We start from the raw sequence: 18,742 nt of genomic DNA, 5'->3' as shown, positions 1-18,742 counted from the left end.
CAACAGAATTGGCCCTTTGCTGCATCTACTCGACGATTTTGTATCATTTATGCTTCCTGTACATTCGCTCTATCTCCATCATTGGACGTTATACCCTCATTCTAAACGGTTGGATGTAAATCCGTAGGCATTTTCTGCTCTCTGGCATGCCGGAACTGCCATTATAGAACCGTTTGTACCGATTATCAACCCGGCGGAGGTCCCAGGTTCGAAAACGGGTGACTGTGAATATGCTGTATCATCATAACGCCGAGCACGATCGCCAGAATAACGGGTCAGAACCAAGATGGATGGGTCACAACAAAAGGGGGTATCGTCATGCAATTATGGCAGGAGATGGAGCGGGAAGGCATGGAGGAACTCATTTTTTGCCATGATGCAGATAGTGGATTGAGGGCGGTCATTGCCATTCATAACACGGTCCTTGGACCTGCACTGGGCGGATGCCGCTACTGGACGTATGCGTCCGAGGAAGAAGCTGTTCGGGACGCTGTGAAGCTTGCCAAAGGCATGACGTACAAAAATGCAATCTCCGGACTGCCCTACGGCGGCGGGAAAGTGGTCATATGGGATGTACCTTTTGCAAGGAATGCAGCACTGGATAAGGGTAGTTACGGGACCGTTAGTGGTGATCCGGTCGCTGGAGATCTAAAGGTAGAGCAACGAAAGGCCACTAGCGGGGAACGGGAAGTTGTCGACGATGATGTAACACATCTTATAGATGGGAGCCCGGATACAGACGTATCCAAGCGGGCGCAGCGCTTTCGCGCACTGGGACGTTGTCTGGAGCGGCTGAACGGGCGGTACGTGACCGGTCTTGATCTGGGTACCACGGCGACAGACATGGACCAGATCGGAATGGAGACCGCACATGTGACGGACACCACCGGTTCGCTTGGGGCGCAGGATGACTTCACAGCCGAGATGACCGCCTATGGTGTCCACATCGGCATTGTGACCTCGCTGCGCCAGCAAGGCATTGCATCTTTGCAGGGCATTCCCGTTGCCGTCCAGGGACTGGGCAAGGTCGGGCATGCCCTGTGCCGTTACCTGCATGCAGCCGGGGCACGGCTCATTGTGGCAGACGTTGTACCGGAGCGTGTACAACGTGCCCTTGTGCAGTTCAGCGGCGCCATTTCGGCCGATCCGGCCCATATCCACGCCGCTGACTGCACGGTCTTCGCCCCCTGTGCCCTGGGGGGCGTACTGACCCCGGCAACGGTGGAGGAGCTGCGCTGCTCCATTGTTGCCGGGGCGGCCAACAACCAGCTGAGTGAACGACAGCTGGTTGCAGGCCGCATGCAGGCGCGCGGCATCCTGTACGCGCCTGATTACGTGCTCAACGCAGGCGGAATCATCTCCACCGCCTACGAGCTGGAAGGCGCCGAGCCTGACCTGATCCGCCAAAAGGTGGCGGGGATTGCAGGCACGCTAAGCAAGGTATACGCAGAAGCTGCGCAATCTGCAATCTCCACAGCCGATGCAGCCGATCGGCTGGCGGAATCCATCCTTCGAGCAGGCCGTAAGAGATAGGACGCCCCACTCTGCTACCAAGTCCATTCACACCGCCCACACATTCTCCGCCACCCTATTAATTCAGAGATATGGCATGTATGTAACTCATTCGTTGTGGACTTCACTAGATTTCGACACTTCGACGTACCGGAAAATAGCCTCCACCGCTTGCCCCATTCTAACGAACCTGATACACGCTATTTGCCCCTTTTTGCATGGATCTAAAATCTAACGAATCTCAGACACGTTATTGTGCCAAGTTTGGTCCTTTTTCAAGCTAAATAGCTACTTTTCCGAAGGATAGCGTTCCTGAGGTTCGTTAGAATTTATATTTCATATTTTTGCCTCGAATAGGTTGTCTCAGGTTCGTTAGCGCTGCGGCCGAAGATTTCTTTGGGGTAGTATCACCTATCAAAAAGAGCTAACCCCGACACCGTGTCCAGGTTAGCTCTTTTACCCTCTCTTATTGTTTAGCCCTCTTACTCTCTTTCTCTGTTCCACTCTATTCTTAAACTGCAACCGACCTCTTAGCTGATGTCTTCTTCTCTCGAAATAGCAGCGTCCACAGCAAGACATTCGCCACGATCAATAGTACTCCATAGATCCAGATGCCCCCCGATATTGATCGGAAAAAGACATGGACTCCCCATAACATGGCGAGCACAGGGAGGGCGACGAATACATACCAGCCATCACTTTGTTGCGCCATACTGAACGATTGAGAGAAAGGTGGCTTGCGCAGCAACAACTTGCCTGCCAGCGGGACAAGTGCGGTCGCCGTCAACAAGATGATCGCAATATCCGGCAGTATCCGTAATCCAAATGTCAAAGTGAACAGAATGGCGTTCGCCAGAAATATAGGCAGGAACATGTTACACAAGAACGCCTTCAGCGCACCTTTGTATAACGCGCTATCATTCCCCATCGGTGCAGCGCGAAAGGTCCAGAACGCCTTGTATTGCCCTGAAAATTTCAGCATAACCACAACCGTAACAACCAGCATTAGCACGATATAAAAGGTGTATACGAACGAACTTTGCCTAAATTCCGCCCAGCTGGAAGATTGCAATTGAGTAAACCAAAATACATAAGGTAAAACAAAGGATAAACCAAGTGATGGATACACCTTCAGCTTGAACTCCCGTTCGTTGCGCATCATGCTGGCTGACAGACGGAAGCAAGCTTGTTCCTCTCTGGAACGACTAACCAGCTTGGAGATCCAGCGATCCCATCTTCCGCGTCTGCGCCCAGAGGACTGTCCCGAATGTGCCATTTTCTCCAAATACAACTCAAAGGAAGGCATAAGCTTCACATATACGATCAGACTTACCACTGGAACCAAGACTGCCAGCGCTGTGAAGGTATACATCCATAGATCCCCGCCTCCTGCAAACAACCATTCATAGGCGGCCGCATACCATAACGGAGGTAACAGCAACTGCCACCAAGCAGGCGTGAATACCATACCAAAATCAATAATGTTGAACGAGCGGATGACCAGCTGATAACCAATTGCAATCCCCACCGAAAGCAGAATTTGCACCATATTGATCATATCCTTCAGCTTCTCACCATCCAGAAACTTCATCATAAACAGATAGATCAGGGACGTTGTCACCAGAATCAACATATTAATCAGAATCAGTTCCACAAGGAAGATCAGAAAGAATAAGAACCCATGTGTCACCAATGCAGCAATTAACGGTATGCCAGTTAAAGAACCCGTCAGCAATAACAGATATACGCCCGCATGGATGGCCCGGGCCATCCCCACTGTTCGTCCATTAACGGGCTTCGTCATGATAATATTGCGGTCCCGGATATCCAGCAGTACGGAGGAGAAATCCGAGATCATGGACGTCATGATCATAAACATTAAGATACCGAACACCAGACCCATCTGAAGCATGAAATGCCCTGTATCCCACACAATAAAGGGAACCATCATCAGTCCCATTAATCCATACAACCACAGGGATCGATGAAACTGATTACCTTCCTTGCGCTCTTTTTTTCCTGAATTGTTGGACAAAATAGTAGGAACTCTGCGTTGGTCCATCTGGAACTTCACTCGTAAGATCAGGCGCAGCACATCATAATCTGCCCCTGTTTTGGCGATAAGTGGACGAAAGCGATCCAGGATCTTGAGTGTGCGAAAGTCGGAGGTTTCCTCCATATCAGTACACCTCCTGCACAATGGATACAAAGCGCTCAGCAATGGCTTTATGCTCATTAAAGCCCGTCAATTGATTGAATACTTCCTCCAATGTCAATGAACCTTCCGTGGATTGCTGTTGGAGTTGCTTAAACGTTCCATCTGCCACTACGCGTCCTTCAGCGATGAGTACAATTCGACTGCTGATCTTCTCCACCACATCCATGATGTGGGAGGAGTAGAAGATGGTTGTGCCTTTGGCTGACAACTGTGACAAAATCTCTTTGACCACCATCACACTATTGGCATCCAAACCGCTGAGTGGTTCATCCAGGAACAGCAGATCCGGGTCATGAAGCAGCGCAGAGATCAGCAACACTTTCTGACGCATGCCTTTGGAGAAGGAGGCAATACGGGCATGATATGATTTTTCAAGTCCAAAACAATCCATTAGCAGCTTCGCTTTATAATCTGCATCCTCATAGGACATCCCGTATAACTCTCCCGTAAAAGTCAGATACTCCGCAGGCGTTAATTGTTCATACAATTCCGCCACCTCAGGAACATAACCGATTCTGCGCTTGTATTCTACATCCCCATCCGCAATATCTTTACCGAAGATTCGTACCGTACCTACATAACCTTCAACCAGCCCGAGTAAAATCTTAACCGTCGTACTTTTGCCAGCCCCGTTTGGACCAATATATCCAATCATCTCACCGCGATTCACTTCCAGATCGATGCCATTCAGCACATAACGTCCGTTGTATCTCATACGCAAGCTTTCAATGGACAGCACTTGTTGTTCACTCACTTCGTTATCCAGCTCCTGTCTCTATCTTTTTCTACAATTCTACTAGTTTACCACAGTTTGGTATGCTAACGATCGGAAATCAATCACGAAGTGAGCCATCATCTCTTTTCCCTTTCGAGTAAGAGCATCACGTAACAAGTGTGAACACATCACAAAGCCCCTGTCCCACCTTAAAGGCAAGAGACAAGGGCTTCTACTTCACTTTATTCGGAACCTTATTAGGTAATATCTACAAAGTCTTAAAGTCTTACTGCACTTTAACAATCTGAAAATGCTGATTCGTACCCCCATTATCCGTCCACTGGATGGCCGCAGCCCCATCAGCCAAAGATTGACCCGAGATGTCCAAGACCTTGCCTGTACTGCGGTTCTTCAGTTTATAATAACCACCACCTACATGGACGAGCTGCCATTGCTGGCTGGCCCAACCCCCGTCATTCCACTGTTCAATGACCGCCCCATCGGTCGTGACACCGTTCTCTACACCGATCAGCTTACCGCTGGAACGGTTGATAATTTTGACATAGCCGCCACCCGCATCGGTAATCTGCCACTGCTGACTCGTTGTTCCCCCATCTGCTCGCTGCTCCAAATCCGCACCGTTGGCGGAGGAACCCCCAATAACATTCAGCAATTTGTTACTCTTGCGGCTAATCAGCTGATATGAAGCATTCGGGTCCCATACCTCTGATGTACTTGCTCCAGTTACGGTACCAGTTGCTGTATCAATCGTAATACTGCTGGCCCAGTTCATCGCCAGACTGGTTGCGCTTGGGAACGAGAGTGGCAGCCAGACATACTTGGAATCCTGCACCGGTCCGCTCCATGCACCAGCCCAGCGATCACCCATGTAGAGATAGGATGTGGTCTGTGAACCTTCTACTGGAAAAACATAGGTGGATTGAGAACCATATGTTGTGCTGTCTCCAAAGTTGCTGAGGCCGCTCCATGTGCCTGTAATGCTGGTGGCTGTGGCATATTTGGCCTGATTCGGATTCCAGCCGGTCGCACCCGAGGTGATCAGGAAGTAGACGCCGTCTTTTTTGAATACAGCAGGTGCTTCACGATATTGTCCGGGCCACAGCGTTGTGACTAGGGATTCCACACCCAGGAAATCGGGGGTCAGCTTATATATATTCAGATCGGCATTCACTCGGGTCGCGGAGATCAGATAAGCCGTTCCATTATCGTTGTACACCGTCATATCTCTCGAATCATACCCAAGTGGACGATAGCTGCCCACATACGTGTAAGTGCCATCAACCGTATTCGAAGTAGCTACGGCCACTCTGGCTTCGCCATAATCCAGACCATTCTCCTTGTGCATCCAGAGTACGTATTTGCCGGTAGCACTGTTGTAGATGACCTTCGGGCGTTCAATGTTGGAGATATTTAACTCGGCTGCCGAGCTGCTGGTGAGCACATCATTGCGGTACTCCCAGTTCTTCAGATCCGATGAACGATACACGGACACAGCCTTGAACGTTCCATTCGGATTGCGGTTCTCCCCAAACCAATAATAATACCCATTTGCCTTGATCATCCCACCCCCATGAGCATGAACGACATTACCATTCGTGTCTTTGAACTGTATCCCGTTCGTTACACTGAGCGGAGCAGCTGAAGCATTTGGTCCGGGCGCGAACAACATGCCTAATGATTGCAGCGCCAATACCAATACAAGCAAATAACTCATGCGGCGGGTAAAGCGACGTGAAGGTATATTTTTTTTCAACCATCCATCGTTCATAGCCATATCGTAATGCACCTCCATGTTTTTTTGTGAAGCGTTTACATAAATAAAATCGATATGTCTCATCTGCCTCCGATCGATGATGCATTTTAACATTAGAATTCCTGGCAAGATTGATTGGCCTAGCTTCACCTCCTTGATTCCGATTGTATCCGCCACGTTCCTGCTCGAATAGTGAACAATCCGGCGGAAGATGTACAATTTTATACTCCGCTCTCTCGATCAACAGCAAAAAGACGCTTCCCCCGAAGCGTCCTCTGCTATACCTGCCCTGCTCCTCCATGATGTAACGATCCCTAGCTGTGTGCGGCTGTTCATAGGCAGGTTTTTATATGATGTTTTATCGGCGTATACCCGCCATTATTGCTTAATCTTGGTCGTCAAAATCCTGGTCGAACGATAACACTTTACCTGTGTTGGCATCGATATCTACATCTGCTTCACCTTGAGCGGTTCTCAGCTCGATCTCATACACATAGCGACCGTCATCATGATCCAGTTCGACTTTGGTTACTTTACCACCCGTAACTTGTTTCAACGCAATGTTTGAAGCTTGGGATGCCGTCAATTTGACCTGCTTGGCAGCAGAGTTGTTAGATGTATTGCCTGTTACAGTACCTTCATAATCATCGTCATCATCGTAGTCTTCATCATCCACGACTGCCAAGATTTTGCCTGTGTACGCATCCAGACGAACGACAACATCATTTTTGCCTTTTCTATCAATCTCGATTTCATAGAACGTTTGGCCGTTTCTGCGCTCCAGATCCACGTCATCCACCTTACCATCGGCTGCCTTTAACGCCAGCGCTTTTGCTTGGGATGCATTCAGCATTTTGCCTGTGCTGTTCTGGTTCTGTGATACGGATTGTGTTGTTGACGCTGGTGTCGTTTGCACCGATTGCCCGTTTAAATTTCCGCTAGCCGCTACGGCCGATCCACCAAGTAATACCGCTGCTGACAAGCTACCAATCCATAGTTTATGTTTGTTCATCATCATCATTCATCTCCTCGTTTGTTGTTCTCGTTCTCGTCTACATCTATAGAATAACCTGCAGGAATGAGAGATCAGCGAGAGTTAGATTAGAATTTGATGAGAAAATGAGGAGAATGCTCATTCAACTGGTGTTCATGATGTATGTATTCAAAAACAAATGAAAAAGATGACTCCACATTAGGAATCATCTGTCCAATGAGTTAATGCTATCTTCTATCGGCCCTTTGCCCTTACAAAAGGTTAATCATCGTCCTCATCCCAAGTTACGGAACGAATGGCTCCCGAGATCGCGTTCACTTGCACAATAGCCTCCCGGCCATCCTCCAGATCAATCTCGACCAGATAATACGGATTCCCGCTGTTGGTTCCACGCAGTTCGATGTCGTCCACTTCCCCCGGAACCTCTGCAAGTGCCTTCTGCTTGGCTTGTTTCTCGCTCAGAAACTGAGGTTTGGGATCATCCTTTGTTGGTTCAGTTGTCGGGGCTGTTATTGTTTTGGAAGATATCGTCTCTCCCGTATATGGATCAATCGTGAGTTCTTCACGGCTGTTATCCTTCGCCTTCACAACCGCAGTGTATACCGGACTGCCTTGTTGCTCCACAAGTTCTAGTGAGACCAGTTGGTCATCCGTTTGTTGTTTTAACAACGCCGTTTTGATCTGCTCGCGGCTCCATAACGTCTTCTCTTCCGCTTGCGGGTTGGACTCCAGCCGTTTGATGGAATTCACGGTAGCCGTAACGGCATCCACCTGTACGTCATATAGGCCGGTTTCCGAACGGAGCTGCATGATATACGTCCCGTCCTTCAACGTGGAATTCACAATCTCGCCCGGATATTGATCCAGTACGGATTGGGCTGCCGCATCTGCCGTAAGTACCGCACCAGTTGATTGCCAAGGCTTCCACCAAGCAACGGCTGCCACAATCAGCACAATGAGAAGTCCCGAACCCCACCAAAGTGATCTTCTCGATTTGACCCAACCACTATTACCCTGCTCATGACGTTTCATTTCCGGTGGTCGCTGCTCATGCTCTGTCATCCCATTTCCCCCTTATAACTCCCCCATAGCCCAAGTTCATCTGCTGTATATCAGTATATAAGAGAAGAATGAGAATTTCATGAGAGCGGTCCGTTCTGAACCGATAATGGCAAAATAATTGAAGCCTCGGTGCCTTCACCCTCGGTACTGGTCAGTTCAACCCGCGCTCCTACTGCACCTGCAAGTTCTTTGGCAAGCGACAATCCCAGACCTGAACCACTTGCACCCAAGCTGCGTGTTCTGGCTGGATCAACCCGGTAGAATCGGTCAAATACCTTCTCCAGCTCATCCTCCCGCATGCCAATCCCGGAATCTACAATCTGAATACGGCACTCTTGTCCCTTGGCTTCCAGCTTCACTTCAATGGCATCTTCACTATACTTACGTGCGTTATCCAGCAAAATAAACAACAGCTGCTTCAGCTTGCTCTCATCGCTGATTGCCCAGATTGGACCTCGATCTTCACACCGGACTTCACGGTGATAGGCTTCGCGAAACGCACGTGTGGAGTCTGTTGCAACTCTCGTGATATCCACACGCTCCAACTGCACATTCCATTGCTCTGGCTGCTTCGCAAGCAGTAGCAGCTGCTCGGTCATCTCCCGCATGCGAACCGATTCGGACAGAATCGCTTCCACCGCTTCATCAAATACCTCGGGACGTTCTTTCCCTCGCCGCTGTAGCAAACTGGCATAACTTTCAATAATGGTCAGCGGTGTTTTGAGTTCATGAGATGCATCGGATACGAAACGTTCCTGTCGTTCAAAGTTGGATTCGAGCAGGTCCATCATCCGGTTGAACGTCTGTCCCATCGTTTTCAGTTCATCCTTCGACCCTTCCTCCAGCGGAAGACGCTTGAATTGGCCGCTGGACTGAATGTCACTCATCGTGCGTGTCATCTGCTGAATCGGTCTGGTCATTCGGTTCGCCAGAATCCGGCTAGAGATGATGGCTGGAATGAGGGCAATAATCGTTACTGCCACAAGCACGGTACGAAGTACGGACAGACGATTCTCCGTCTCTGCAATGCTCTCGGTGACCTGAACGTTCACCACCTCACCATCAGGCCAGATTACCGGGACTGATACCCACACATAACCAATCTGCTCAACTTGGGTATACTCCGATTTCTTCTCACTTTCGTACTTATAGGGCAGCTTGCTCAACTGCTCGGAAGCTGCTGTTGTTGTCACTGGGGAACTGGTGCCGTCCTCATTGACGATCCGAAGCATGCCGTTCACAGGCGCGTAGGCCCGCAGCAAGTCGTCCGGCGGAATGGAGCCGGCAGACTGACGCACTCCTTTGACAATAGACTCCGCTTCCGCTTCCACCCGATTAACCTCGTTATCAATCGACATCCGTTCAAACACGATGTAGACCGACAGGTTCACCGCGATTAACAGCACAGCAAATAATACAGACGAATATCCGTAGATTTTACTGCGCAGGCTCATAACTGTTCCTTCAGGACGTATCCAACGCCCCGTACGGTATGTATTAAGGGTGGTGCGAATCCGTTATCCACCTTTTTGCGCACATAACGGATGTACACATCCACCACATTGGTATCTCCATAATAATCGTATCCCCACACGGCCTGCACAATCTGGTCACGACTGAGCACCTGACGTTGATTCTGCAGCAGATACACCAGCAGATCGAACTCACGTGGTGTGAGTTCGATAGACACACCATCTCGGAATACCTCTCGCGTTCCTTCATTCAGTTTCAGCCCGGCAGCCGTCAACCAGCCTGCATCAGCTTCATCCTTATGCCCAGACAAGTCATTGCCTGTATCAGCAGGTGTAGACGAAGAAGCGGAAGAAACAACCGATGCCACTGCACTAAGCCGCAATGCGGCCCGAACTCTGGCAAGCAGCTCTTCAATCTGGAACGGCTTGGTGATATAGTCATTGGCTCCGAGATCCAGGCCGGATACTTTATCTTCCACGGAATCTTTGGCGGTGAGCATAATAATCGGAACTGTAGCATCTTTGGCCCGAACTCGGCGCAACACTTCAATTCCACTCAGACCAGGCAGCATCACATCAAGCAGAATCAGATCCCACTGACCTTCCCCATACTTCTCCAGTCCTTCTGTTCCACTCCCCGCCTTGCCTACCTGATATCCCTCATACTGTAATTCCAGTTCAAGCAGACGTGCTATTTTGGGCTCATCCTCTATGACCAGCACGGCTTCGTTCATGCAGCGCTCCCCCTCATCCCCATCATTTCATTCTCCCGTTATCTTACAATAACATCTACAGTTTGCCCAAGGCATCTTCAACAGGCTGATCCCCGGCAATCAGATCAAAGGCCATTCGGTACGTCTTCTCTTCCTGCAAAGAAGCCACGATGACGCGGGCCACATCTTCACGCGGGATGCTACCTGGTTTCAGATCGGTTCCAACTGCAATCTTGCCTGTGCCCGGCTCATTCTTCAGACCACCCGGGCGGATAATCGTGTAATTCAGATCACTTGCAAACAATGCACGATCCGCATAATGCTTGGCAACGTAATATGGCTTAATGGACTCTGACCATTTCTCCCGTTGATCTGCGCCATACGCACTGACCAGAATATATCTGGAGATGCCTTGCTGCTCTGCGGCTTCCATCGTTTTCACCGCTCCGTCGAGATCAATAAGCAGTGTTTTGTCCTGACCCGTAGATCCGCCAGAACCTGCTGTAAACACAATGGCATTATGATCCTTCATGGCCTCAGCCAAGTCCTCCACACTACCCTCCAGATCACCAATCACCACAGCGGCACCGAGTTCCTTCAGTACGTCTGCCTGCTCCGGTTTGCGGATCATGGCCGTTACCTTATGCTGGCCTTCCTGTACCAGCTGCTCCACCACAAACTTACCGATCTGTCCATTCGCTCCTATAACTAAAACGTTCATACGTCATTTCTCCTCTCGGTTAAACGGATCGCTTGTGCCGCTCCCCGTTTTATTATATTTAGAGATGCTCATCCTATCATTTAAACGAAAGCCGGCGCTTCTAAGCGCCGGCTCCTGGTCCATGTCCGTTAAATACATATCCGGTACATCAGTTGAACATCTATGGGAAATGTAACATTCCGTTGTCTAATAATATACCTTATACCCTATATGATTTATACGCATCCTCAGATCAATCACTTCCGCCGCATCCTCTTCACATCTGAATATTAATGATCTTTGTTGTCCATTACAACAGAAAAAAGGACGCCCAGAAGGGCGCCCTTGAATGGCATGAAGATTAGTAAGCCAGTGCGAACAAACCGTGAATGTGAGCCAGGTAACGGATGTTACTTGCTTCTTTCATCATGGTTGCAGGCAGACCTTTCAGACGAGTCTGGTTGCCACCGATCATGCCGACAGCATCTTTACGACCCAGACTTCCCAGCGTACCGGAGAATACTGGTGTGAAGGATTCCATTGCGCCACCTTTGAACATTACGCCCAGGTTGTGACCAATGGTTTCACCCATTTGCCAAGCCAATTGTGCTGTTGGAGGATAAGGGCGAGCACCTTCGCTAGGGAAGACCACTGCGCTGTCACCAGCAACAAACACATCTTTGTGGGATGTGGATTGCAGAACTTCCGTAACTTTCGCACGGCCGCGATCCACTTCAATTCCGCTGTTAGCAACAACTGCGTTACCTTGAACGCCACCAGTCCATACGAGGGTATTCGTAGGGATGGAGCTGCCGTCTTTCAGCATAACTTCGTTTTCTTTCATCTCGGTAATCGCTACGCCAACGATGAAGTTAACGCCACGTTTCTCCAGACTGGATTTCGCACGATCAACCAGCTCTGGCGGGAAACCAGCCAGGATGGAAGGACCTGCTTCAACCGTGTACAGGGAGATATCGTTGAAATCGATACCTTTCTCTTGACATACAGCTGGAAGAAGATCAACGAATTCGCCGACAAGTTCAATACCTGTCAAGCCGCCGCCACCAATAACAAACGTTGCGTCTGCTTTGTTGCCGGATTTTTTGTATGCATCCAGACGTGCATCAACGTGTGCACGAATGCGGTTTGCATCACTAACCGATTTCAGCGTGAAGCTGTACTCTTGCAGTCCCGGAATTCCGAAGTAAGCTGTTTCGCTACCCAGGGCAACAACGAGTGCATCGTAAGAGTATGTGGAGCCGCTGGTCATCAGAACTTTCTTCTCGTCCGGCTTGATTGTATCCACCGTATCGATTTTCAGGTTCACGTTTTTGCCACGCAGCAATTTTTCGAGCGGAAGAGCAACTGCTTGTTCAGCAATGCTTCCTGCTGCAAGACGGTGCAGTTCCGTGATAATTTGGTGTGTAGGGTAACGGTTCACGACAGTAATTGTCGCTTCTTCCGGAGACAAGTATTGACGTGCAGTCAATGCAGTCAACAGACCGCCGTATCCTCCACCCAAGATCAAAATTTGCTTCGACATATCCATCCTCCGTTCTTCTAAGTCTTAACGTTTCGGTTGTTGACGCTCGTTCAGGATGCTCAAGAAAGATTGAGCAAAACGAAGCGACTGTTGTACGTTTGGATCTTTGAGCATTTTCAGCATAGCGAACAAGCCAACTGAAGTTTGCTCTGTTTGCGCACGGTCATTGGCTTCGATGGCAGCAGAAGCTACACCTTTAGCTTTGTCTACAACAGGCTTAGCGAACTCGCCCATTGCGCTCATTGTGTCGCTGATCAGAACTTTGTCTGTTGCTACACTTTGTGCAAAGTCATAAGCTTTCGTCATAGCAGTAACCATTTCAGCCAGTTTAGGCAGGTTCTCCACCAGAACGGTTAAAGACTCCTGTACCTCAGGCTTCATCAGTTGATCCAGTACATCCAAGGACTGGCGTTGGGAAACGTCGGCACCTTCTGTAACCGGCACCTCTTGTTGAGTAGGCGATTGTGACATAAGAGAAAGTCCTCCTTTACTTTGGGATAGAAGTCCGCGACTTTCATGATGCCTGTCAAGCAGAGCCGAACCACAAAATACATTGAATACAACTAAATGTACCAAATTTCACACAATAGGATAAGCGTAGCTCAGGGCCACTCTCACATCATGCATTGTATCTTGGATCTATTGCGGACAACATGTGTTGACGCACAAAACGACAAGCAGGCCGAAACCGAACTCTATACCCTTATATTACACCTCTTACACATGAACATGAAAAAGAAATTTTTTACACTTGTGAAGATATTGTGAACATTGTAACAAAATCGATTTTTTTGTCAACCCGTGCAAGCAGGATAAGTCCGCCAATTCCTCTGTCCAAAATCCGTATACCTACCATATGTGGTATGAAGACAAGATCACATATGACCAGATGTACGATATGTACACGAGAAAGGGTTTATTCATCAAAAATCAAAGGAATTGTTTTCCAAATCCAAGAATCTTGCGCAACGAAATTGGTCACTGTCGTTATTATGCAGCGTTGGGCTCCGCCTTATTCCATCATTGAGACATCTTTTCTATTTCAAGTATGAACCTCTTGCACCGCGATTGCAAAAATTGGATTAAACTGCTTGCGTTTAGATTACGAGTATCCCGGTTAATAAGGAATACACCAGACAACGAAGGAGATGTTCGATATGAGTAATTCAACTGGCGATAAAATCAAAGCAGGCGTAAACAAGGCCAAAGGCGAAGTGAAGGATCAGATCGGTAATGCAACCAATAACAGATCCCTTCAGGCTGAGGGTAAAAAAGACAAAGCCAAAGGTGCTGTACAGGATAAAATTGCCGACATTAAAAAAGATCATCACTAGATCCTTTTAATGTGAGGTCCATCAGCACGATCATTTCGTGCAATAGATCGTTTTGAAAGAGCCTGCGTCCTATCCGGAAAAAACCAAAAGATGAGACGGAGGCGCAAAAAAGCCAAGGAAGGTGTTACTCAATACACCCTTCCCTGGCTTTTTTTGTGTATTTTACACAGCTGGAACTGCGTATCTTGCCATATCGATAATAAAACTGCGTGTTTCCCTTGTTCTATGATATTCACGGCTGAACTGCCTTACCCATTCGGGATGTTCCTGGTACCAGCGGAAAGTTCGTTCCAATCCTTTTTCCAATGTCATCTGAGGTAACCATCCCAATTCCGCCCTTATTCTACCTGAATGTACGACTAGACTGGACCCTCTGGACTGAGTGGGTTCTTGCTCCCGAATCTCTATAGCCGCTAAGGACCGATCCATTGGTTGCAATAACTCCCCGATCTCCTGCATCGTTGTTCCAAGCCCTGTCGATATGTTGTAAACCTGTCCGTCTTTGCCTTTCAGCATGATCTGCTCAATGGCCCGAAGCGCATCATCTACATACAAGAAATCACGCACTGCCGATCCCTGAATATCCAGAGGCAGTCCGTCCAGCATCCGACCGAAGTTTCGAGGAATGATACGGTCTGGCAGTTGCCACGGACCATAGAGGTTAGTCAAACGAAAGAGTTTGACTGACAGCTCGTAACATTGAGCGTAGGAGTGAGCAAGCATTTCACAGGCGACTTTGGATGCAGAATAAGGAGAGACGGGCGCATACGGATCTGATTCATGATAGACCCTGCCCCAATCGCCGCCATACACTTCAACAGATGATGCCAACAAGACAGGGATGTGATGTTCGGTAGCATATTGGAGAATAGCCTGAGTGCTGAGAGTATTATTGCGGAAGACTTCCCCTGGTTGATGATACGAATAATCCACGTGAGGCATGGCTGCCAGATGAATAATGTAATCTGTTCCAGAAGGCAGATGAATTGGGTCTGAGGCAAGGTCACAACAGATGAACGGCATCTCATGCAGAGGAGAGGCGTGAACAAGCCTCTGACAATAATCATCCCGATCCAGAAGAGTGATTAGATGCCCCTTTTGCGCCAAATACTGTGACAGATTAAATCCCACAAATCCAGAAGCTCCTGTAATAACAATGTTCACACACGATTCCCCCTTGCGATTTATACAACGAGTGCATTGAAGAGAGTTTATGTACTGAGTATAACCTTAAAATGATACATTTTGTATCATTTTACAATTGTTTTTTGTTCGTCCTTGAACTTATCGGGTAATTTATAATGAGGTGATATGAGATGAATGAACGAAAAAAGGACATAGAGACGTTATTTTTTCAGGATAACGGTGTAATTCCCAATCATCCGACCCTGCCTGTGCTTTTGTATAAGAACGTATGGGCTGAAGAGGCCCTTCACGCAGAATCATTGCTGAACCGTCATGGATGGGGAAATAGCTGGTTGAACGGTGTGTTCAATTATCATCATTATCATAGTAATGCTCATGAGGCTCTTGCTGTGGTGAGCGGATTCGTGAAACTGATTCTAGGCGGAGAAAATGGACAGAAAGTTTACCTTCAGACAGGCGACGTTGTCGTGCTTCCCGCTGGAACAGGGCATAAACGGCTGGAATCCAGCCCGGACTTTCGTATTGCAGGTGCCTATCCGGGCGGTATGAGTTACAACACACGCACAGGTGAAGAAGGCGATCGTGCCAAAGCTCTTCAGGAAATCCAAGAGGTTCCGATTCCGGATACCGATCCGGTCTACGGGCAGGATGGTCCTCTAATGGAAATTTGGAGTGGGAAGAAGTCATAACCGATATGATGAAAATGAAGAAAAGAATACTATTAAACAATGCACAGTTGAAGTTGGTTCAGTTTTTAACGAGTAACAAATAGACTGTTCCCCGGACATGTAGGAGTTATCCACCGGGTGGAACAGTCTATTTAAGTAGGAATTATGAAAATCTGGTATCGGAGACACTTCGTGATACCTTCCTGATTGCGGAAGGAAACGCTCAGATCTTCCGTCTTATTTCAAACTTTTCGATCACGTATCTTGTTTTCTATCTGTACGTTCCATCCTCAGTCCATTTTAGCGTTCGGCAAGCCGAACACTGTAATACCTCATTGCAAGTGGCTTTCCATCCATCTCAAGTTGGCGTTGCAGCACCAGTTGTCTTAGACGGTACTCCACGAAGACATCACTTATATGCTGGCTGCTCGTACCAATCACTTCACCCACAATACGAGCTGCTCGGATATACTTGCCTGGCTCCCAGTTCGGTGTCAGTTCCCTTACCTTCTGCATAATGTACTCGTCCAACGCATCTTCGGGCAGACTCTCAATCACGCCATTCTGCATGATACGTAATAGCCCAGGCTGTACCGAAAGTTCCAGCCAATCCTGTTCCAGCTGCAGGCGTTCTTGCTTGGACAGCGGCTCTTGCTCAGAGCAGACTTGCCACATCGCCAGAAGCTTTTCCGGAAGAATCTCGCCTGTGTGGAGCACATCATATTGAACATCAGGTCTATTGAATAATTGCTGATATAAGCCACTCGTTTCGATCAGATATATAGGACTCTTACTGCTGCGCAATAGATGCATCGCATAGAGTAGTCCCGTCTTCTCACGTGCATTATTCGCATACCAGATGATAATTGACGTCTTGGAATCAAGAGACTGCATTGTGGAGTTAAGCTCAATTAATGATTCAAGTTCATGCATGGCATAAGCCTCGCGGTCACTGAGACACATTCTTTCGGTCAGCCAGAGATGCCTGCGCTGCAAATCTGCACGATGGGTCAGATCACCTAACGGACCCACAGCATAATCATCATCCATAGAGAAAAAGCTCCGCTTTGCCTGATTAGGTAATGTGCTCATTCCCATTTTCAGACTACTCAGAGGTGATTCTCCGAACGTAATATGAATTTCATTTGGTTTGTCAATCTCTGCCAGAGCTTGTTGTTCCAGCAATTCCAGATCAAAAGGGGGTTCCATATTCCGAAACAGAGACTGTACCGCATCCGCAAAATCCACCTTTTCGCCTTGCTCCTCCTGCCGCTTGACCACGTGAGCTGATTTCATATAAAGCACACGCAGTGCTGAACGAAGTTCATTCTCATTCATACGATTCAACAATCGACTGAAAGCAAAGATATCATCAATCATGCTGATCCCCTCCTTCAAGCTATCGTCAATATTGACAGAAAATATATCTGAACACTGTTATTCCTTTGTTTATGAGGAGATTGATTTTCCAGATGATTGATTCAGATCATTCAGATCATTCAGCTCTTCGCCATCTGACGATGACCGGGTAAAATGCCGCTCCAGTTTGCGGCTTGCCCACAGGGATACCGCTATGAAGAGCAGCACGCCTATCCAACGTACAGGATGCTCCAGAAATTGTTCCACATTGGAACCGATATACGTCACAGAGAAGATCATGATCGCTTTACCACAGCCCACCGCAAGCAGGAAGGATAATAACCGCATTCGTGCGATACCTGCTGCCACATTAATAATGACAAACGGACCTACCGGGAAGATACTCAGCAGAAAAACATAACTGAATGCATTCCTTCGAATCCATACCATGCTGCGTTGCACACGAGGTTTGCGTGCCCATCGCTCTACAAAAGCGGATTTCCCGATCTCCCGTACGATCAGAAATGTAACGGTGCAACCGAGGACCATGCCGATCCATGAATATAAAAACCCTGCCCACAGACCGTATACCACACCGTTCACACCCACAATCAACAATGTTGGAAGTGGTGGCACAAATGATTTCATAAACGTAAGCAAAATTCCCGGTAACGGGCCCAGGGAGCGAAACTTCTCCAGCCAGAAACGAATATTTTCTTCCGTAATATAGGACATAATGTCCAATGCTGCCGGGGTCATCTGCATCCATCCAATCTATACAATCTAAATTCTTAGTTTGATGTTCACTATACATTTCATCATTCAACTGAATGATGAAGCTTCTTACGCAACTCCCTCCCAGTATAACGTACATCATCGATGAACACCGTTGTCAATTTGAAGAAATTATTGCACAGTGAACTGACTTCCCATCAAAATCTAAAAGAAATCCAAAAAGCACACCTCGACCTCTTGTGGTCTTGGTGTGCTCTTCATATCGAAACCCCGATCCTTCTTTGGGGGAATTTATCCTTCTTCCAGCTGCGCTTCCTGCATGGCCAGTTCAATCAGTTCTGCCTGATGAGCAGCATTCCACTCAGGAATACCTGAGTTCATGAACTCTTCGGCATCCATCGCCGCTTTGGACTGGTTGCACAGATTACAGGCACAGACACAGTTAAGCGGGGTGGTATGTCCACCTTTGGCACGCGGGAGCAGATGGTCAATCGTATCTCCATACGATCCACAGAAGTAACAGGTGTAGTGATCCCGGGTCAGAATATACCGCTTGAAATCCTTGTTGCTGAACAATCGGCGAATCGTGTACCGATTGACCACCACAGCAGCTTTTTCCTTGACCAACGTAACCGCAAGCTCCATATCCACTTCCTGATGCCAACGGCGCCCCTTGTCCGTCTTGCCACGCATCCGCACCATGCCTTGCCGGTTGGTCCGGAGCGAAGCCGGATCTTCCGGATCGATGGCTACCGGGGTCGCCGGCGTCTGACGGCGGGGACGGCCGTCCATGCCAG

At 48.3% G+C, this 18,742-nt stretch carries 17 protein-coding genes; 3 read left to right on the top strand and 14 right to left on the bottom strand.

Translation table 11 applies throughout. The annotated features are described in order from the left end of the window. Positions 1-318 precede the first annotated feature (318 nt). A complete protein-coding gene (locus MHH93_RS25520; protein WP_500056299.1) occupies positions 319-1,533 on the top strand; it encodes a Leu/Phe/Val dehydrogenase in 1,215 nt (404 codons plus the stop codon). A 490-nt stretch (positions 1,534-2,023) separates the two neighbouring features. Here the strand turns inward: MHH93_RS25520 and MHH93_RS25515 are convergent, their stop codons facing one another. The 10 genes from MHH93_RS25515 to MHH93_RS25470 form a co-directional block, all read right to left on the bottom strand. After that, the gene (locus MHH93_RS25515; protein ID WP_500056297.1) at positions 2,024-3,691 is read right to left on the bottom strand and encodes a hypothetical protein; all 1,668 of its coding nucleotides are present in this window, start codon (positions 3,689-3,691) and stop codon (positions 2,024-2,026) included. 1 nt (position 3,692) lies between these two features. Then, the gene (locus MHH93_RS25510; RefSeq protein ID WP_500056296.1) at positions 3,693-4,484 is read right to left on the bottom strand and encodes an ABC transporter ATP-binding protein; all 792 of its coding nucleotides are present in this window, start codon (positions 4,482-4,484) and stop codon (positions 3,693-3,695) included. Between the two features lie 247 nt (positions 4,485-4,731). Beyond that, entirely contained in the window at positions 4,732-6,240 is a 1,509-nt protein-coding gene (locus tag MHH93_RS25505; protein WP_500056295.1) for an RICIN domain-containing protein, read from the bottom strand. A gap of 364 nt (positions 6,241-6,604) precedes the next feature. Beyond that, positions 6,605-7,234, bottom strand: coding sequence for a PepSY domain-containing protein (locus tag MHH93_RS25500; protein WP_500056294.1), 630 nt, complete (start codon positions 7,232-7,234; stop codon positions 6,605-6,607). 240 nt (positions 7,235-7,474) lie between these two features. Next, entirely contained in the window at positions 7,475-8,275 is an 801-nt protein-coding gene (locus tag MHH93_RS25495; RefSeq protein WP_500056293.1) for a PepSY domain-containing protein, read from the bottom strand. A 77-nt stretch (positions 8,276-8,352) separates the two neighbouring features. After that, positions 8,353-9,729 (bottom strand): sensor histidine kinase, encoded by a 1,377-nt coding sequence (locus MHH93_RS25490; protein WP_500056292.1) that lies wholly within the window; start codon positions 9,727-9,729, stop codon positions 8,353-8,355. Further along, positions 9,726-10,481 (bottom strand): response regulator transcription factor, encoded by a 756-nt coding sequence (locus tag MHH93_RS25485; protein ID WP_500056291.1) that lies wholly within the window; start codon positions 10,479-10,481, stop codon positions 9,726-9,728. The genes MHH93_RS25490 and MHH93_RS25485 overlap by 4 nt, the downstream gene beginning before the upstream one ends. A gap of 55 nt (positions 10,482-10,536) precedes the next feature. Further along, positions 10,537-11,181, bottom strand: coding sequence for an SDR family oxidoreductase (locus MHH93_RS25480; RefSeq protein ID WP_500056290.1), 645 nt, complete (start codon positions 11,179-11,181; stop codon positions 10,537-10,539). A gap of 340 nt (positions 11,182-11,521) precedes the next feature. Next, a complete protein-coding gene (locus MHH93_RS25475; RefSeq protein ID WP_500056289.1) occupies positions 11,522-12,703 on the bottom strand; it encodes an NAD(P)/FAD-dependent oxidoreductase in 1,182 nt (393 codons plus the stop codon). A gap of 24 nt (positions 12,704-12,727) precedes the next feature. Then, positions 12,728-13,174, bottom strand: coding sequence for a DUF1641 domain-containing protein (locus MHH93_RS25470; protein ID WP_105406625.1), 447 nt, complete (start codon positions 13,172-13,174; stop codon positions 12,728-12,730). 686 nt (positions 13,175-13,860) lie between these two features. On the opposite strand from MHH93_RS25470, the gene MHH93_RS25465 reads away from it, so the two are divergent. Further along, complete coding sequence (locus MHH93_RS25465; protein WP_074092719.1) at positions 13,861-14,037, top strand: CsbD family protein; 177 nt, start codon at positions 13,861-13,863, stop codon at positions 14,035-14,037. Positions 14,038-14,199: 162 nt separating this feature from the next. On the opposite strand, the gene MHH93_RS25460 is transcribed toward MHH93_RS25465, so the two are convergent. Beyond that, a complete protein-coding gene (locus tag MHH93_RS25460) occupies positions 14,200-15,201 on the bottom strand; it encodes an NAD-dependent epimerase/dehydratase family protein (RefSeq protein WP_500056288.1) in 1,002 nt (333 codons plus the stop codon). 152 nt (positions 15,202-15,353) lie between these two features. Here MHH93_RS25460 and MHH93_RS25455 point away from each other — a divergent pair, with 152 nt between their 5' ends. Next, positions 15,354-15,872, top strand: coding sequence for a cupin domain-containing protein (locus tag MHH93_RS25455; protein ID WP_500056287.1), 519 nt, complete (start codon positions 15,354-15,356; stop codon positions 15,870-15,872). Positions 15,873-16,151: 279 nt separating this feature from the next. Here the strand turns inward: MHH93_RS25455 and MHH93_RS25450 are convergent, their stop codons facing one another. From MHH93_RS25450 to MHH93_RS25440, 3 genes are all read right to left on the bottom strand, one after another. Beyond that, positions 16,152-17,231, bottom strand: coding sequence for a DUF1835 domain-containing protein (locus MHH93_RS25450; protein ID WP_500056286.1), 1,080 nt, complete (start codon positions 17,229-17,231; stop codon positions 16,152-16,154). 69 nt (positions 17,232-17,300) lie between these two features. Continuing rightward, positions 17,301-17,969 carry a TVP38/TMEM64 family protein gene (locus MHH93_RS25445; protein ID WP_500056285.1) on the bottom strand — a complete coding sequence of 223 codons (669 nt, stop codon included), beginning with the start codon at positions 17,967-17,969 and terminating at the stop codon, positions 17,301-17,303. A gap of 267 nt (positions 17,970-18,236) precedes the next feature. Next, a partial coding sequence (locus tag MHH93_RS25440; RefSeq protein ID WP_500056284.1) for an HNH endonuclease occupies positions 18,237-18,742 on the bottom strand: 506 nt, incomplete at its 5' end.

This window comes from Priestia sp. FSL H7-0729 (genome assembly GCF_038005685.1).
Taxonomy (GTDB): Bacteria; Bacillota; Bacilli; order Paenibacillales; family Paenibacillaceae; genus Paenibacillus.
Note: the sequence above shows the minus strand (reverse complement) of the source record. Positions and strands in the feature narration are given on the sequence as shown.